Here is a 15,166-nt window from a genome sequence, read left to right on the forward strand (position 1 = left end):
CGGGCGCCGCACGCCGCCATCACCCAAGGGAACTCCACCATGCGTGCCTGCTTACTTCGCCAAGCCTGTTCCATCGCGGCCCTTGCCGCAGTGGCCGCGTTCACGTCTGTCGCCAGTCCGTCGGCCCATGCCGAGGACCTGAACGTCTACAACTGGTCCGACTACATCGCGCCGGACACGATCCCGAACTTCCAGAAGCAGACGGGCATTCACGTCAAGTACGACAACTACGACAGCGACGACACGCTCCAGGCGAAGCTGCTGGCCGGCAGTTCCGGCTACGACATCGTCGTGCCGACGTCGAACTACATGGCCAAGCAGATCCAGGCCGGCGTGTACCAGAAGCTCGACAAGTCGAAGATCCCGAACCTCGCGAACCTCGACCCGCTGCTGATGAAGATGATCTCGGACGCCGACCCGGGCAACCAGTACGGCGTGCCCTGGGCGTACGGCACGGACGGCATCGGCTACAACGCGCAGGCGGTGAAGAAGGCGCTCGGCGACAAGGCGCCCGTCGACAGCTGGGCGCTGGTGTTCGATCCGGCCAACATGGAAAAGCTGAAGAGCTGCGGCGTGTCGTTCCTCGACCAGGCCGTCGACGTGTTCGCCGCCACGCTGCAGTACATGGGCAAGGACCCGAACAGCAAGAACCCCGGCGACTACCAGGCTGCATTCGAAGTCCTGAAGAAAGTCCGCCCGTACATCACCCAGTTCAACTCGTCCGGCTACATCAACGACCTCGCGAACAACGACGTGTGCGTCGTGCTCGGCTGGTCGGGCGACGTCGGCATCGCGCACCGCCGCTCGTCGGAGGCGAAGCGTTCGTACGACATCAAGTTCTCGAATCCGAAGGAAGGCGGCCTGCTGTGGTTCGACGTGATGGTGATCCCGAAGGATGCGCCGCACCCCGAGAGCGCGCTGAAGTGGATCAACTACATTTCCGATCCGAAGGTCAACGCGGCGATCACCAACACGGTGTTCTACCCGACCGCGAACAAGGCCGCGCACCCATTCGTCACGCCGGCCGTCGCGCAGGACCCGACCGTCTACCCGCCCGAAGACGTGCTCAAGAAGATGGTGCTGATGAAGCCGATGCCGGCCGACATCCTGCGCCTCGAGAACCGTCTGTGGGCCCAGTTGAAGACGGGCCACTGATCGCCATGCATCGCGGCGGCGCAGGCATCGCGGTACGCCTGCCCGCCTGAAATTCGCGGACCTCCGTCCGCCGCGCGCCGCGCGCGCTGTTCCATCCGGCACGAGCCGTCGTCCGCGAGTCGCGTTGCGCGCCTCGTGCGGGGACGCTCGCGCCTGCAATCCGTGAAGAACGAATGGTGACTCCCATGCAATCGATACCCTCTTCCGCTGCTGCACGCCAGACCCAACCGGCCGCCGCGCCGCGTCCGCAAAACGACGCGTTCGTGCGCATCGAAAACGTCGTGAAGAAATTCGGCGACAGCACGGCCGTCGACAACGTGAACCTGACGATCGCGAAGAACGAGCTGTTCGCGCTGCTCGGCAGCTCGGGCTGCGGCAAGTCCACGCTGCTGCGCATGCTCGCCGGGCTGGAAACGGCGACCTCCGGCAAGATCTTCGTCGACGGCGAGGATCTCGCGTCGCTGCCGCCGTACCGCCGCCCGGTGAACATGATGTTCCAGTCGTACGCGCTGTTCCCGCACATGACGGTCGAATCGAACGTCGCGTTCGGCCTGAAGCAGGAAGGCACGCCGAAAAACGAGATCAGGGAGCGCGTGGCCGATGCGCTCGCGCTCGTGCAGATGAGCAAGTACGCGAAACGCAAGCCGCATCAGCTGTCCGGCGGCCAGCAGCAGCGCGTCGCGCTGGCCCGCTCGCTGGTGAAGCGCCCGAAGCTGCTGCTGCTCGACGAGCCGATGTCCGCGCTCGACAAGAAGATCCGCCAGAAGACCCAGCTCGAACTCGTGAACATCATCGAGAAGGTCGACGTGACCTGCGTGATGGTCACGCACGACCAGGAAGAGGCGATGACGATGGCGAGCCGCCTCGCGGTGATGAGCGAAGGCAAGATCGTGCAGATCGGCTCGCCCGGCGAAGTCTACGAATACCCGAACAGCCGCTTCTCGGCCGAGTTCATCGGCTCGACCAACCTGTTCGAGGGGCGCGTGGTCGAGGACGAGCCCGATCACATCTTCGTCGAAAGCGACGACCTCGAAACCCGCATGTACGTGAGCCACGGCGTGACCGGCCCGCTCGGGATGCCGGTCGGCATCTCGGTGCGCCCGGAGCGCGTGCACGTGTCGCGCGAAAAGCCGGGCTCGAAACACAACTGGGCGCGCGGCGTCGTCACCGACATCGCGTACATGGGCAGCTATTCGCTGTATCACGTGCGTCTGCCGAGCGGCAAGACGGTGGTGTCGAACCTGTCGAGCTCGCACCTGATGAACGACGGCGCACCGTCCTGGAACGACGACGTGTTCGTGTCGTGGTCGCCGGCGAGCGGCGTCGTGCTGACGCAGTGAGGACGCGACGATGAGAACCTCCGCTTCCACGCCTTCCGCGCCGGTATCGACCGGCGCGACCGCCGCGCCCCAGGCTTACAAGCGCCGCGGCCGCTTCGCCGCGCTGTCGCGCTTCCTGCCGTCGGGCCGCACCGTCGCGATCGGCGTGCCGTTCCTGTGGCTGGCCGTGTTCTTCGCGCTGCCGTTCGTGCTGGTGCTGAAGATCAGCTTCGCCGACCAGGTGATGGGCATCCCGCCGTACACGTCGCTCGTCGAGTTCAAGGACGGCGTCGTGCACTTCGCGCTGCAACTGTCGCACTACGCGTTCCTGCTGCAGGACGACCTGTACATCGCGACCTACCTCAGCTCGCTGAAGATGGCCGCCGTGTCGACGGTGCTGTGCCTGCTGATCGGTTACCCGATGGCGTACTACATCGCGCGCTCGGAGCCGAACCGTCGCAACGTGCTGATGATGGCCGTGATGCTGCCGTTCTGGACGTCGTTCCTGATCCGCGTGTACGCATGGATCGGCATCCTGAAGGACGACGGCCTGCTGAACCACACGCTGATCGCGCTCGGCATCATCCACACGCCGCTGCGGCTCTATCACAGCGACGCGGGCGTCTACATCGGGATGGTCTATTCGTACCTGCCGTTCATGGTGATGCCGCTCTATGCGCACCTCGTGAAGATGGACCTGACGCTGCTCGAAGCCGCGTACGACCTCGGCGCCAAACCGTGGGTCGCGTTCACGCGCATCACGCTGCCGCTGTCGAAGAACGGGATCATCGCCGGGAGCCTGCTGGTGTTCATCCCGGCGGTCGGCGAGTACGTGATTCCGGAACTGCTCGGCGGCGCCGACACGCTGATGATCGGCCGCGTGATGTGGGATGAATTCTTCAACAACATGGACTGGCCGATGGCGTCCGCGGTGACGGTCGCGATGGTGCTGCTGTTGCTGGTGCCGATGGCGCTGTTCCAGTACTACCAGGTCAAGGAACTGGAGGACGCGAAATGATCAAGCCGAGCAAACCGCTGTCGACGGGCGTTCTCGCCTTCGGCTTCCTGTTCCTGTACATCCCGATCATCAGCCTCGTCGTGTACTCGTTCAACGAGTCGAAGCTGGTGACGGTGTGGTCGGGCTTCTCGCTGAAGTGGTACGCGGCGCTGCTGGACGACGACGAGCTGCTGACCGCCGCATGGCTGTCGCTGAAGATCGGCCTGTTGACGGCCACCGCGTCGGTCGTGATCGGCACGTGGGCGGGCTTCGTGCTCGCGCGCTTCGGCCGCTTCAAGGGCTTCACGCTGTACACGGGGATGATCAACGCGCCGCTGGTGATTCCGGAGGTGATCCAGGGGATCTCGCTGCTGTTGCTGTTCGTCGCGCTGGAGCAGATGTTCGGCTGGCCGAAGGGGCGCGGGATGGCGACGATCTGGATCGGCCACGTGATGCTGTGCGTGTCGTACGTGGCGATCATCGTGCAGTCGCGCGTGAAGGAGATGAACAAGTCGCTCGAGGAGGCCGCGCTGGATCTCGGCGCGACGCCGCTGAAGGTGTTCTTCGTGGTGACGCTGCCGCTGATCTCGCAGGCGCTGCTGTCCGGGTGGCTGCTGTCGTTCACGCTGTCGATCGACGATCTGGTGCTGTCGGCGTTCCTGTCCGGGCCGGGCTCGACGACGCTGCCGCTGGTGGTGTTCTCGCGCGTGCGGCTGGGGCTGAACCCCGAGATGAATGCACTGGCGACGCTGTTCATCACGGCCGTGACGATCGGCGTGATCGTCGTGAACCGGATGATGATCGCGCGCGAGCGGCGCCGGATGGCCGACTTGAAGGCCGCGTTCGCGCTGGCGTGACGGCACGCTTGCGCTTCGAAGACAACAAGCACTGCAGACAAGCATGACGCGCCGCCCCAGGGGGGCGCGCGATTCGATCCCGATTTGACAGGCGCACGACTAGGAGAATCCGCAATGAAGAAGAAACTGATCTGCCTGCTGGTGGCCGGCGCGTTGCCGGGCATCGCGCTGGCCGGTTCCACCTCCGCCGAAATCAAGGCGCTGCAGGCGCAGGTCGCGGCGCTGCAGAAACAGATGAAGGCGATGCAGGCGCAGCTCGCCGCGAAGCCGGGCGGCGCAGCGGTCGCGACGTCCGGCGCGAGCGGCGGCATGGCCGGCGGCGACAACGCCGTCGCGGTCGCCGCCGATCCGGGCTCGCCGGATTACGGCCGCGCACGCGCCACGCTGACCAACGACGAGGTCAGTGAAATGAAGCAGCAGATCGCGAACCAGCAGTTGAAGGTCGACTCGCTGACGGATGCGGCCAACACGGGCCCGCTCGCCGGCCTGTCGGTCACCGGCTACATCGATCCGACCTACATCTACAACCGCGCGGCCGGCACGTCGTCGTTCCTGTTCGCGAACCACGAGAACGCGTACAACTACTTCAACAGCACGTTCGGCGACCTCTACCTCGACATCAAGAAGACCTTCGGCGTCGGCCCGATGGCGCCGTCGGCCGAAATCACGTTGATGCCGAACCGCGGCAACGGCATCACGCTGCTGCAGAACTCGCGCGGCTCGATCACCGACAACCTGCTGAACACGGCGGTCATCAACGTGCCGATCACCGCCGAGACGACGCTCGTCGCCGGTCTGATCCCGAGCTTCGGCGGCTACGAAGTGCAGCAGTCGAACCAGATGCTCACGCTCACGCACAACCTGCTGTACGATTTCTCCGATCCGGGCAGCTACGTCGGGGTCGGCGCGAACTACACGAAGGGCGCCTGGGCGTGGAAGTTCTTCCTCGGCAACGAGCAGTACCGCACGTACGGTTCGGTCACGCAGACGGGCACCAACGCGCTCGGCGACCCGATCACCACCAGCAACAAGGTGCCGACCTTCACCGCGCGCGCGGACTACACGTGGTCGAGCGCGCTCGATCTCGGCGGCTCGTTCAACATCGGCCGGCAGACGCTGTCGAGCGCGATCGATTCGGACGGCGTCGTGCATTACGGCCCGGGCGGCGCAGCGCCGAGCGGCTACGGCTCGTTCTTCTTCGGCGAACTCGATGCAACCTACACGCTCGCCGATATTCAGTACAACGCCGAAGTCGACTACGGCCGGCAGCAGCATGCGGCGTTCAACGGCGGGCTCGCGCAGTGGTACGGGCTGTCGCTGCTCGCGCACCGCAAGTTCAACGCGCCGGTGGTCGGCCGCATGGGCGTGACACTGCGCTACGACCTGCTCGCGAACTCGAAGAACGGCGGCGGCGGCGGCGGCATCGCGCTGAACGGCAACGGGATGGACCCGAGCAACGGCTTCGGCGTCGACGCGGACTGTCTCGCGCAGTCCAAGGCCGGCGGCGGCCTGGGCTTCGAGTGCAAGGGCGCGGTGCGCCAGGACGTCGCGCTCGACCTGCTGTTCTATCCGACCCAGCAGATCACCGTGAAGGTCGAATACCGGCACGACTGGGCGAACAACAAGGTGTTCCTGCGCAACGACGGGTCGTACGGCAAGTCCAACGACCTGCTCGCGACGCAGTTCATCTATTCGTTCTGATGCAGCACGCGCGGGGCGCCGTGCCGCACGCACGGCGTCCCGCGCCGTTTTCTGGCTGCGCGCGGTTCGCAGCCTTGTCGAGGGAGTCGGTTTGATGACGCAGTCTTTCACCCGCCGCGCCGATGCGCTCGCGCGCGACTCGTACTACGAAGCCACGGTCATGCGGCCCGTGGCCGACGATCCGATCCTCGAGGAAGCGATCGACGTCGACGTCTGCGTGATCGGCGCCGGCTTCGCGGGCCTGTCGACGGCGCTCGACTGCCGCGCGCGCGGGCTGTCCGTCGCCGTGATCGATGCGCACCGGCCCGGCTGGGGCGCGTCGGGCCGCAACGGCGGCCAGGCGATCACCGGCTTCGCGAAAGACGAGGTGATCGAGCAGCAGCTCGGCGCCGACGGCGCGCGCGCCGCGTGGTCGCTGTCGCTCGACGGCGTCGCGCTGATCGCCGAGCGCATCGCGCGCTACGGGATCGACTGCGACTTCACGCGCGGCTACCTGACGGTCGCGACGAAGCCGCGCCGCATCGACGACCTGCGCGCGTGGATGCACGCCGCGACGTCGCGCTGGGGCCATCCGTCGCTCGCCTGGCTCGATACCGGCGAGATCCACGCGCGCATCGCATCGACGCGCTATCTGGCCGGCGTGCACGATCCGCTGTCGGGCCATCTGCATCCGCTCAAGTATTGCCTCGGCCTCGCCGATGCCGCGCGCCGCGAAGGCGTCGCGCTGTACGCACACACACCCGCGCTCGACGTCGTGCGCGGTGCGCGGCCCGTCGTGCGCACGCCGTCGGGCGAGGTGCGCTGCCGCTTCGTCGTGTCGTGCTGCAACGCGGGCCCCGGCGGCGTGCTGCCGGCCGCGACCGCCGCGCGCATCGCGCCGATCGCGTCGTACATCATCGCGACCGAGCCGCTCGGCCGCGCGCGCGCCGACGCGCTGATCGCCCGACGCGAAGCCGTGTGCGACAACAACTTCTTCCTCGACTACTTCCGGCTGTCGGCCGATCACCGGATGCTGTTCGGCGGCCGCGCGAATTCGGCCGGCGCGTCGCCCGCCGCGCTCGCCGAAGCGATCCGGCAGCGCATGGTCGGCGTGTTCCCGCAGCTCGGCGACGTGCGCGTCGACCATGCATGGGGCGGCTTCGTCGACGTCACGCGCAACCGCGCGCCGGACTTCGGCGCGATCGATCCGAATTTCTTCTACGTCCAGGGCTTCAGCGGGCACGGCGTCGCGCTCACCGGGATCGCCGGACGCGCGATTGCCGGCGCGCTCGCGGGCGACACGCGCGCGTTCGACCTGTTCGCCCGCTTGCGTCACCGGCGCTTTCCCGGCGGCGACGCATGGCGGCAACCGGCGCTCGAGCTCGGGATGCTGTACCACCGCGTGCGCGAGCTGTTCTGAGCCCTTTCACTCCGCTTTCCTCATCATGCAGACATTCGCCAACCAGCCGCACGTCGCGTCGTACTACGCGGCGACCGCCAACGATACGACCCGCCACGCGCCGCTCGCCGGCACGACCGATGCCGACGTGTGCGTGATCGGCGCGGGCCTCACGGGCCTGTCCGCCGCGCTCAACCTCGCCGAGCGCGGCCATTCGGTGACCGTGCTCGAGGCGTCGCGGGTCGGATGGGCGGCGAGCGGCCGCAACGGCGGCCAGTTGATCGGCGGCTTCGCGTGCGGCATCGACACGTTCGCGCAGTTCATGCCGGAAGGCGACGTGAAGCGCATCTGGGACATGGGGCTCGAAACGCTGTCGCTCGTGAAGTCGCGCATCGCGCGACACGACATCGACTGCGCGCTGGTGCCCGGCTACCTGACCGCGGCGAACACCGAACGCGACGCCGATGCGCTGAAACGCTGGCGCGACGAAGCCGCGAAGCGTTTCGGCTACGACCGCTTCCACTTCGTCGAAGCGGACGAACTCGGCGACTACGTGCAGTCGGCCCGCTATTGCGGCGGCCTGTACGACCCCGACAGCGGCCATCTCCACCCGCTCAACTACACGCTCGGCCTCGCGCGGGCGGCCACCGACGCGGGTGTGCGCATCCACGAGGACAGCTGCGTGACGCGCGTGCGCGACGTGTCCGGCGGCCACGTCGTCGAGACGACCGGCGGCAACGTGCGCGCGCGCTTCGTCGTGCTCGCGTGCAACACCTACGTCGGCACGCTCGCGCCGGCGCTGTCGAAGAAGATCATGCCGGTCGGCACCTACGTGATCGCGACCGAGCCCCTCGGCGAAGCACGCGCCGCCGCGCTGATGCCCGCGCGCGCGGCGATCTGCGACAGCCGCTTCGTGCTCGACTATTTCCGGCCGGCGCCCGACACGCGGCTCGTGTGGGGCGGCAAGGTCAGCTATTCGACGCGCGAGCCGCGCGACCTCGCCGCGGCGATGCGCGCCGACATGCTGAAGACGTTCCCGCAGCTCGCGGACGTGAAGGTCGACTATGCGTGGGGCGGTTTCGTCGACATCACGATGAATCGCGCGCCGCATTTCGGCCGCCTCGCGCCGACGACATATTTCGCGCAGGGGTTCTCGGGGCACGGCGTGAACACGACCGCGCTCGCGGGCAAGCTGATCGCCGAGGCGATCGACGGCCAGGCGAGCCGCTTCGACCTGTTCGACAAGATCCGGCATCGCGACTTCCCCGGCGGCGAGGCGCTGCGCACGCCGGCGCTGGTGCTCGCGATGAGCTGGTATCGGCTGCTCGACGCGTTCGGCGTGCATTGAGCGGCGTACGCGAGCGAAAAAACGGCCGCGCTGAAAACGCGGCCGCTCGCTTCCCGCCGGCGCCGAAGCGTGTCGTTCCCGCTAGTCGCCCGCCTTCTGCCGCATCGTCACGAATTCCTCGGCCGCGGTCGGATGAATGCCGATCGTGTCGTCGAACTGCGCCTTCGTCGCGCCCGCGCGAATCGCGATCGCGATGCCCTGGATGATCTCGCCCGCGTCGCGCCCAACCATGTGCGCGCCGATCACGCGCTGGCTGTCGCGCGCGACGACGAGCTTCATCAGCGTGCGCTCGTCGCGGCCCGACAGCGTGTGGCGCAGCGCCTTGAACGACGTGCGGTAGATGTCGACGTCGCCGAGCGTACGACGCGCATCGGCCTCCGTCAGGCCGACCGTCGCGACCTCCGGCTGGCTGAACACGGCCGATGGTACGTACGCGTGATCGACCGCCACACGCGATCCGCCGAACAGCGTGCGCGCGAGCAGCGCGCCGTCGCGCGTCGCGACCGGCGTGAGCTGCGGCCGCGACGTGACGTCGCCGAGCGCGTGGATCGACGGCACCGACGTCGCCGAATACGCATCGACGGCAATCGCGCCGCGCGCGTCGAGCAGGATGCCCGCCTGCTCGAGCCCGATCCCGTCGACGTTCGGCACGCGGCCGGTCGCATAGAGCACCTGATCGTACGGCCCGTGCCGCGCGTCGCCGACGTGTACGAACAGCGTGCCGTCGTCCGCGCGCTCGATCGATTCGATCACCGCGCGCGGATGAATCGTGACGCCCTGCTTCGTCATCTCGTCGGTCAGGAACTGACGCACGTCGTCGTCGAAGCCGCGCAGGATTTTTTCGCCGCGATAGAACACGTCGACGTGGCTGCCGAAGCCGTTGAAGATGCCCGCGAACTCGACCGCGATATAGCCGCCGCCGACCACCGCGATACGTTTGGGCAGCGTCGCGAGCGACAGCGCCTCGCGCGACGTGATCGCATGTTCGATGCCGGGCCGCGGCGGCAGCGACGGCCGCGAGCCGGTCGCGATCGCGATGTGGCGCGCGCGGATCGTGCGCTCGCCGATCGCGACGGTATGCGCATCGACGAGCGTCGCGCGGCCGGCGTGCATGTCGACGCCCGATTGCCGCAGCAGGCTGATGTAGATGTCGCTCAGCCGGTTGATCTCGCGATCCTTCGCGGCGATCAGCGCGGGCCAGTCGAGCGTGCCGGCGCCGAAGGTCCAGCCGAAGCCCTTCGCGTCGTCGACTTCGTGCGGGTAGTGCGACGCGTAGACGAGCAGTTTCTTCGGGATGCAGCCGCGCAGCACGCAGGTGCCGCCGATCTGCTCTTCTTCCGCTATGCCGACGCGTGCGCCGTATGACGCGGACATGCGCGCGAGCCTCACGCCGCCCGAGCCGGCGCCGATGACGAACAGGTCGTAGTCGAAATCCATCGCATTCCCTCATCGCAGTTCGGATGGGGGCACGATAGCAAGATTCGGGGATTCGTGCGGCGCACGGTGCGTGCCGCGCGCCCAATAAAAAACGGCGAGAGACGAGGCCTCTCGCCGGTCAAACCGGCTGGCGGTTGTGCCATGCGTCACCGATCGACCGCATGCCCGACCTGCCGATTGCGCGGCACCGGTCGGCCCGGACGCGCGAAGGGCGCGCCCGGGCCGGACCGGCCGCCATGCTCATGCCTGCGACGTGTCGCTGCCGTCCGTCGCCTGCGTATCGTCTGCCTGCTGCGGCTGCTCTTCCTTCTTCTCGAGCAGGCCTTCGATCGCCTCCGCGCCCTTGAAACCGGCGACGGCCGCGGCCGCCTTGGTCAGCAGGCCCGCATCCGGATCCAGCTTTTCCGCGCCTTCGACGGCGGCGACTGCGCCGGCGATCTCACCCACGACGTTCAGGATACCCATCGTCATCCCCTTTCAAGAAAATCGTGAGCGCATCGTCCCACGAAAGAAACCGGCGGACCGCGTTTGTCATCGCCGGATACACAAGTTACGCACCAAGCCGGCCGCGCTCGCCGAGCGCCACCGGAACGACACACGCGCACGCCGGACGGCATGCCACGCGCGATGCACGCAGCGTAGCGGAAAGCCCGCGCGCGGACTGTAAAAGTATGTTGTGGATTGCCGACGGATCGCTTACGGCGCGGGACTTCCGCAATGGAGCGGCTGCCGAATAGTCGTGTGCGCGTATGAAGCTCGCGTGACGAAAAAAAAGAGGCCCCTCGCGGAGCCTCTTCGATGCGCGCCGGACGACGCCGGCGCATGCGTTCCGACGTTCGTCAGAAGATATTGCGCAGGCCGATCGCGATGCCCGTCTGGTTGCTGCGGCCCGGCAGCTCGACGTTCGCCGCGCCGTTCGTCTTGTTGAAGTCGACGGTGCCGTAGATTTCGGTGCGCTTGCTCAATGCGTACTCGGCGATGCCGACGACCGCGTAGCGGTTGCCGCTCGCGAGCGTGCCGTTGGTGGTCATCGCATTGCGCATGTGGTCGTAGTAGAACGCGCCCGTCAGCGTCAGCGGCGCGCTGACCTGCCAGCTCACGCCCGCGAACGGACCGTCGTCGATGCGGCCGGTGCCCTTCGCGACCGGAATCGACTGCTGCGCGAGCAGGCTGTCGACGAAGCCCGTGTCGTCCTTCGAGCGCAGGTAGCCCGCGTAGATCTTCGCCTTGCTGAACGCGTACACGACGTTCGCGTGGTAGATCGTCTGCTTGCGCGCCGAGTTGTCGCTGTTCTGCTGCGCGCCGGCCGCAATGCTGAGCGGGCCCATCACGTACGACAGCGACACGCCCCACGCATTGCCCTTGCCGAGCGAGCCCGGAATCTGGCCCGAGAAACCGCCGGCGCCGGTCGATTCGTAGTTGGTGCCGGTCGAGTACATCGCCTTCGCCGTCAGGCCCTCGAACTTGCCCGTGTACTTGATCTGGTTGTCCGCATACAGGCCGCCGCCGAGTGCGACCGGCAGCCATGCGTTTTCGAGGTAGTTGCCGACGGTCAGCGGATCGTAGGTGTCCGACAGCAGGTCGAACAGCGGCGTCTTCTGGCGGCCGAGGGTGACCGTGCCGTACGGGCTCTGCAGGCCGACGTACGCCGCGCGGTTGAACAGGCGGCCGCTGTCGGCGAATGCGCCGTTCTGCAGGTTCACGCCGCTCTCGAGGTTGAACACGGCCTTCAGGCCGCCGCCGAGATCTTCCGTGCCGTAGATGCCGAAGCGGCTGTTCGTGATCGCGCCGTTGGTCATCGACAGCAGGCCGTCGTTCTTCGCGTTGGCGTTGGTCAGGTAACGAATGCTGGCATCGGCGACGCCCCACAGCGTGACCGAGCTTTGTGCTGCTGCGTACTGGCTGGCGAAGGCCAGCGCCGCGCCCCCTGCGATGACTGCGAGTCGGGTGGTCTGCTTCATGAGCTTTCCTTTTTTAGGTGTCTCCGTTCATGGCCGGCCGCGTGCGCAGCCGGGTGGCGATCGCCCACGCTCATGGCGCGCGCGATGTGGGGTGAATCATAGGATGAGTACGGACGCTGAAAGAAATTGAAATACGCGGCAATCGCGCGATTGTCGTCCGGGAACAACGGTTCGCGCGGCGGGCTTGTGGTGTGCGGCGGCGCGGCGGTGTCTGGACGGTGCGCGGACTGCGCCGGCGCGGCGCGGCAAGGTTCGACGATGGTGCGGCGCGGTCACGCGGATCGTGGCGAAGCGGTCGGCGCGGCGGGTTGCGGGTTGCGGGTTGCGGGTTGCGGGTTGCGGGTTGCGGGTTGCGGGTTGCGGGTTGCGGGTTGCGGGTTGCCGCTTGCCATCAGGCCGTCTGCGCCGCCCCATCGCTGCTGTCGCCCGCGTCGCCGTTACCGCCCGCGTCGCCCGCACCGCCGTTCCCCGCGCGACGCCACGCGCGTCGCACGATTTCCGCGAATGCGCCGACGAGCAGCAGCACGGCGCCCCACAGCGCGATGTCCGGCACGAGTCGCGTCACGAGGCCGCCGACCACCGCGCCGCCCAGGAAACAGAAGCTGATCGTCGCGAGCAGCGCCGAGTCGTGCAATGCACCGGCGTCGTAGCGCGGAATCAGCCCGACGAACAGCTTCTGCGCGGCACGCCGCAGGTTGCCGGTCGTCATCACCGACGTGTACGACAGTTCCTCGAGATGGGTGAACGACAACGTCTGCAGCGTCGCGACGAACGAGATGCCCGGAATCAGCCATGCGCTCGACGCGCCGACGAGGCCGCTCGCGGCGATGCCGAGAAACGCGATTTCGACGATCAGGCTCACGAACGCCGTATGCCGCATCCAGCCGCGCTGCGCGGCGAGGCCGAGCAGGTGCGCGACGAACACCGCGAGCACGAAACCGCCGAGCGGCGGCACGTGATGCAGCGCGGCGGCCCATGCGCCGTCCGACAGGTTGATGCCGAGCAGCGCGACGTTGCCGGTCATCGTGTTCGCGAACACGTGGCCGTGGCCGACGTACGTGTACGCGTCGAGATAGCCGCCGGACAGCGTCAGCAATGCGGCGACAGTGAGATTGCGGCTGGCGCCGTCGAGATCCATCGATCCTCCGTGGTGCGCGCGCCCGGCCGCGCGCGGCGGGCGGTGCGAATGTCGGTCGTGCCGGCAGGCGCGGCGCCGGCACTGCGCGGCCCGGCTTCGCCGCCTGCCGCGCGCCAATATAATGTTCGCCGTCGGGATAGGGGCAAGTGCCGCGCATCGCGGCCGGGCGGAACGTGCCGACCGCGCGGGTTTCACCGCCGCAAGACCGGCCGAGTATACCGGGCCGCCCGGCGCGTGCCGCGGCCATGCGCGCCGCCCCGCCTCTGTTCACCGGGCCTTCGAATGACACTCGCGAAGTTCTTCCTGCGCTACACGGTCATCCCGTTCGCGGCGCTCGTGCTGGTGGCCGTCTGGGCGTTCAATCGCGAAGCGGGCGAGATCGATGCGCGCCAGTATGCGGCGCTGGTGGCCGCGTATCCGTCGTTCACGCCGAAGCTGAAGCACGAGGTGGCCGACGCGTTGCGCGGCGGCAGGCTCGCGAAGGCCGACTACGGCACGATCATGCGCGACGCGCTCGACGCGGGGTTCGTGGTCGACTGGCCGGCCCCGACGGACGACGTCGACAGCGAGCGCGGCCGGCTGCTCGGCCTCGTGAACGGCGCTCTGCCGGCATCGCAATAACCTGCAACCGCCGCCGAGGACAACGGCCGACGGCACGACGGGCCGTTCATTGCCCGATGCCCGTCAGCCCGATCAGCGCGCCGCCGGCGAGCAGCCACAGCGGATGGATACGCGTGCGCCACGCCAGCACCGCGCACGCGGCGGTGATGCCCCACTGGATCGCCGTACGGTTCGACGCCTCGGAAATCAGCACCGCGCTCGCGGCGACGAGCCCGGCCGTCACCGGCATCATTCCCTGCTGCACGTAGCGGCGCCACGGCCGGTCGCGAAAGCGCTCCCAGGCATGCAACGCGAGCACCGTGACGATCGACGAAGGCCCGAACTTCGCGAGCGACGCGACCAGCAGCCCGGCCCAGCCGGCCACGTGCCAGCCGACCAGCGACACGATCATCATGTTCGGCCCGGGCGCCGCCTGGGCCAGCGCGAACAGCGCGGTGAACTCGTGCGCGCTCATCCAGTGATGCACGTCGACGACCTGCCGCTGCATCTCCGGCAGGATCGTGTTGCCGCCGCCGAACGCGAGCAGCGACAGCTGGCTGAAGATCGTCGCGATGGCGATCAGCGTGTCGCTCATGGCTGGCCGTCCTGTCGCGAGTGGGGCGAGTCGGGCGAATCGTGCGTGCCGTGCGCGGCGACCCGCACCGGCCGCGGCGCGCCGGCCTCGCGGCGGCGAGACGCGAGCCAGATGCTGATCGGCGTGAGCACGAGCATCGTGGTCAACAGCGGCATGCGCAGCACCGCGATCGCGACGAACGCGAGCACCGCGATCGCCGCCGCCGCGCGCGGCGCCCGAAGCAGCGGCTTCGCGACCTTCACGGCCATCGCGACGAGCAGCCCGGCCGCCGCCGCGGCGAGCCCGGCGAACAAGTGCTGCACGCGCGGATCGTTCTGCGTCTTCGCGTACAGCACGCCGAGCGCGACGACGACGAGCGTTGGGCCGGCGATCAGCCCGAGAATGCCGGCGAACGCGCCGGCGACGCCGCGAAAGCGCATGCCGACGGCGACCGACAGGTTGATCACGTTGCCGCCCGGCAGGAACTGGCACAGGCCGAGCAGATCGGTGAATTCGTCGGCGGAGAGCCACTTGCGCTCGTCGACGATCGTGCGCCGCGCGAACGGCAACGCGCCGCCGAACGACATCAGGCCCAGCGACAGGAAACCGGTGAACAGCTCGGCGAGGCCGACGCTGCGGGGGGACGCGGCCGGCGGCGGCGCGGCAGGCGGCGGGGAGGCCGACGGAAAGGCGGATTGCAT

The 15,166-nt window shown here is 68.0% G+C and carries 14 protein-coding genes; 8 read left to right on the forward strand and 6 right to left on the reverse strand.

What is annotated here, in order from left to right; translation table 11 throughout:
• Positions 1-39: 39 nt before the first annotated feature.
• From HWX14_RS29250 to HWX14_RS29280, 7 genes are all read left to right on the forward strand, one after another.
• Complete coding sequence (locus tag HWX14_RS29250) at positions 40-1,155, forward strand: polyamine ABC transporter substrate-binding protein (protein ID WP_175885794.1); 1,116 nt, start codon at positions 40-42, stop codon at positions 1,153-1,155.
• Between the two features lie 185 nt (positions 1,156-1,340).
• Positions 1,341-2,495 (forward strand): polyamine ABC transporter ATP-binding protein, encoded by a 1,155-nt coding sequence (gene potA / locus HWX14_RS29255; protein ID WP_175885795.1) that lies wholly within the window; start codon positions 1,341-1,343, stop codon positions 2,493-2,495.
• A 10-nt stretch (positions 2,496-2,505) separates the two neighbouring features.
• Entirely contained in the window at positions 2,506-3,492 is a 987-nt protein-coding gene (locus HWX14_RS29260; RefSeq protein WP_175885796.1) for an ABC transporter permease subunit, read from the forward strand.
• On the forward strand, positions 3,489-4,328 hold the full coding sequence (locus HWX14_RS29265; protein WP_027813303.1) for an ABC transporter permease subunit: 840 nt from the start codon (positions 3,489-3,491) through the stop codon (positions 4,326-4,328). The genes HWX14_RS29260 and HWX14_RS29265 overlap by 4 nt, the downstream gene beginning before the upstream one ends.
• A gap of 114 nt (positions 4,329-4,442) precedes the next feature.
• Entirely contained in the window at positions 4,443-6,029 is a 1,587-nt protein-coding gene (locus HWX14_RS29270; RefSeq protein WP_175885797.1) for a DUF3138 family protein, read from the forward strand.
• A 94-nt stretch (positions 6,030-6,123) separates the two neighbouring features.
• Positions 6,124-7,428, forward strand: a complete 1,305-nt coding sequence (locus tag HWX14_RS29275) for an FAD-binding oxidoreductase (protein WP_175885798.1) — start codon at positions 6,124-6,126, stop codon at positions 7,426-7,428.
• 25 nt (positions 7,429-7,453) lie between these two features.
• Entirely contained in the window at positions 7,454-8,755 is a 1,302-nt protein-coding gene (locus HWX14_RS29280; protein ID WP_175885799.1) for an FAD-binding oxidoreductase, read from the forward strand.
• A gap of 81 nt (positions 8,756-8,836) precedes the next feature.
• Here the strand turns inward: HWX14_RS29280 and gor are convergent, their stop codons facing one another.
• From gor to HWX14_RS29300, 4 genes are all read right to left on the reverse strand, one after another.
• Positions 8,837-10,192 carry a glutathione-disulfide reductase gene (gene gor, locus HWX14_RS29285; protein WP_175885800.1) on the reverse strand — a complete coding sequence of 452 codons (1,356 nt, stop codon included), beginning with the start codon at positions 10,190-10,192 and terminating at the stop codon, positions 8,837-8,839.
• A 240-nt stretch (positions 10,193-10,432) separates the two neighbouring features.
• A complete protein-coding gene (locus HWX14_RS29290) occupies positions 10,433-10,657 on the reverse strand; it encodes a hypothetical protein (protein ID WP_175885801.1) in 225 nt (74 codons plus the stop codon).
• A 374-nt stretch (positions 10,658-11,031) separates the two neighbouring features.
• Positions 11,032-12,153: a porin gene (locus tag HWX14_RS29295; RefSeq protein WP_175885802.1), complete on the reverse strand. Its 1,122-nt coding sequence runs from the start codon at positions 12,151-12,153 to the stop codon at positions 11,032-11,034.
• Between the two features lie 391 nt (positions 12,154-12,544).
• Positions 12,545-13,291 (reverse strand): YoaK family protein, encoded by a 747-nt coding sequence (locus tag HWX14_RS29300; protein WP_175885803.1) that lies wholly within the window; start codon positions 13,289-13,291, stop codon positions 12,545-12,547.
• A 282-nt stretch (positions 13,292-13,573) separates the two neighbouring features.
• On the opposite strand from HWX14_RS29300, the gene HWX14_RS29305 reads away from it, so the two are divergent.
• On the forward strand, positions 13,574-13,912 hold the full coding sequence (locus tag HWX14_RS29305; RefSeq protein WP_175885804.1) for a hypothetical protein: 339 nt from the start codon (positions 13,574-13,576) through the stop codon (positions 13,910-13,912).
• A 46-nt stretch (positions 13,913-13,958) separates the two neighbouring features.
• Here HWX14_RS29305 and HWX14_RS29310 read toward each other — a convergent pair whose 3' ends face one another.
• Positions 13,959-14,486: a chromate transporter gene (locus tag HWX14_RS29310; RefSeq protein WP_006477572.1), complete on the reverse strand. Its 528-nt coding sequence runs from the start codon at positions 14,484-14,486 to the stop codon at positions 13,959-13,961.
• Positions 14,483-15,166, reverse strand: a complete 684-nt coding sequence (locus HWX14_RS29315; RefSeq protein ID WP_175885805.1) for a chromate transporter — start codon at positions 15,164-15,166, stop codon at positions 14,483-14,485. Before HWX14_RS29315 ends, HWX14_RS29310 begins: the two co-directional genes overlap by 4 nt.

Source organism: Burkholderia sp. BCC0044 (assembly GCF_902832955.1).
Taxonomy (GTDB): domain Bacteria; phylum Pseudomonadota; class Gammaproteobacteria; order Burkholderiales; family Burkholderiaceae; genus Burkholderia.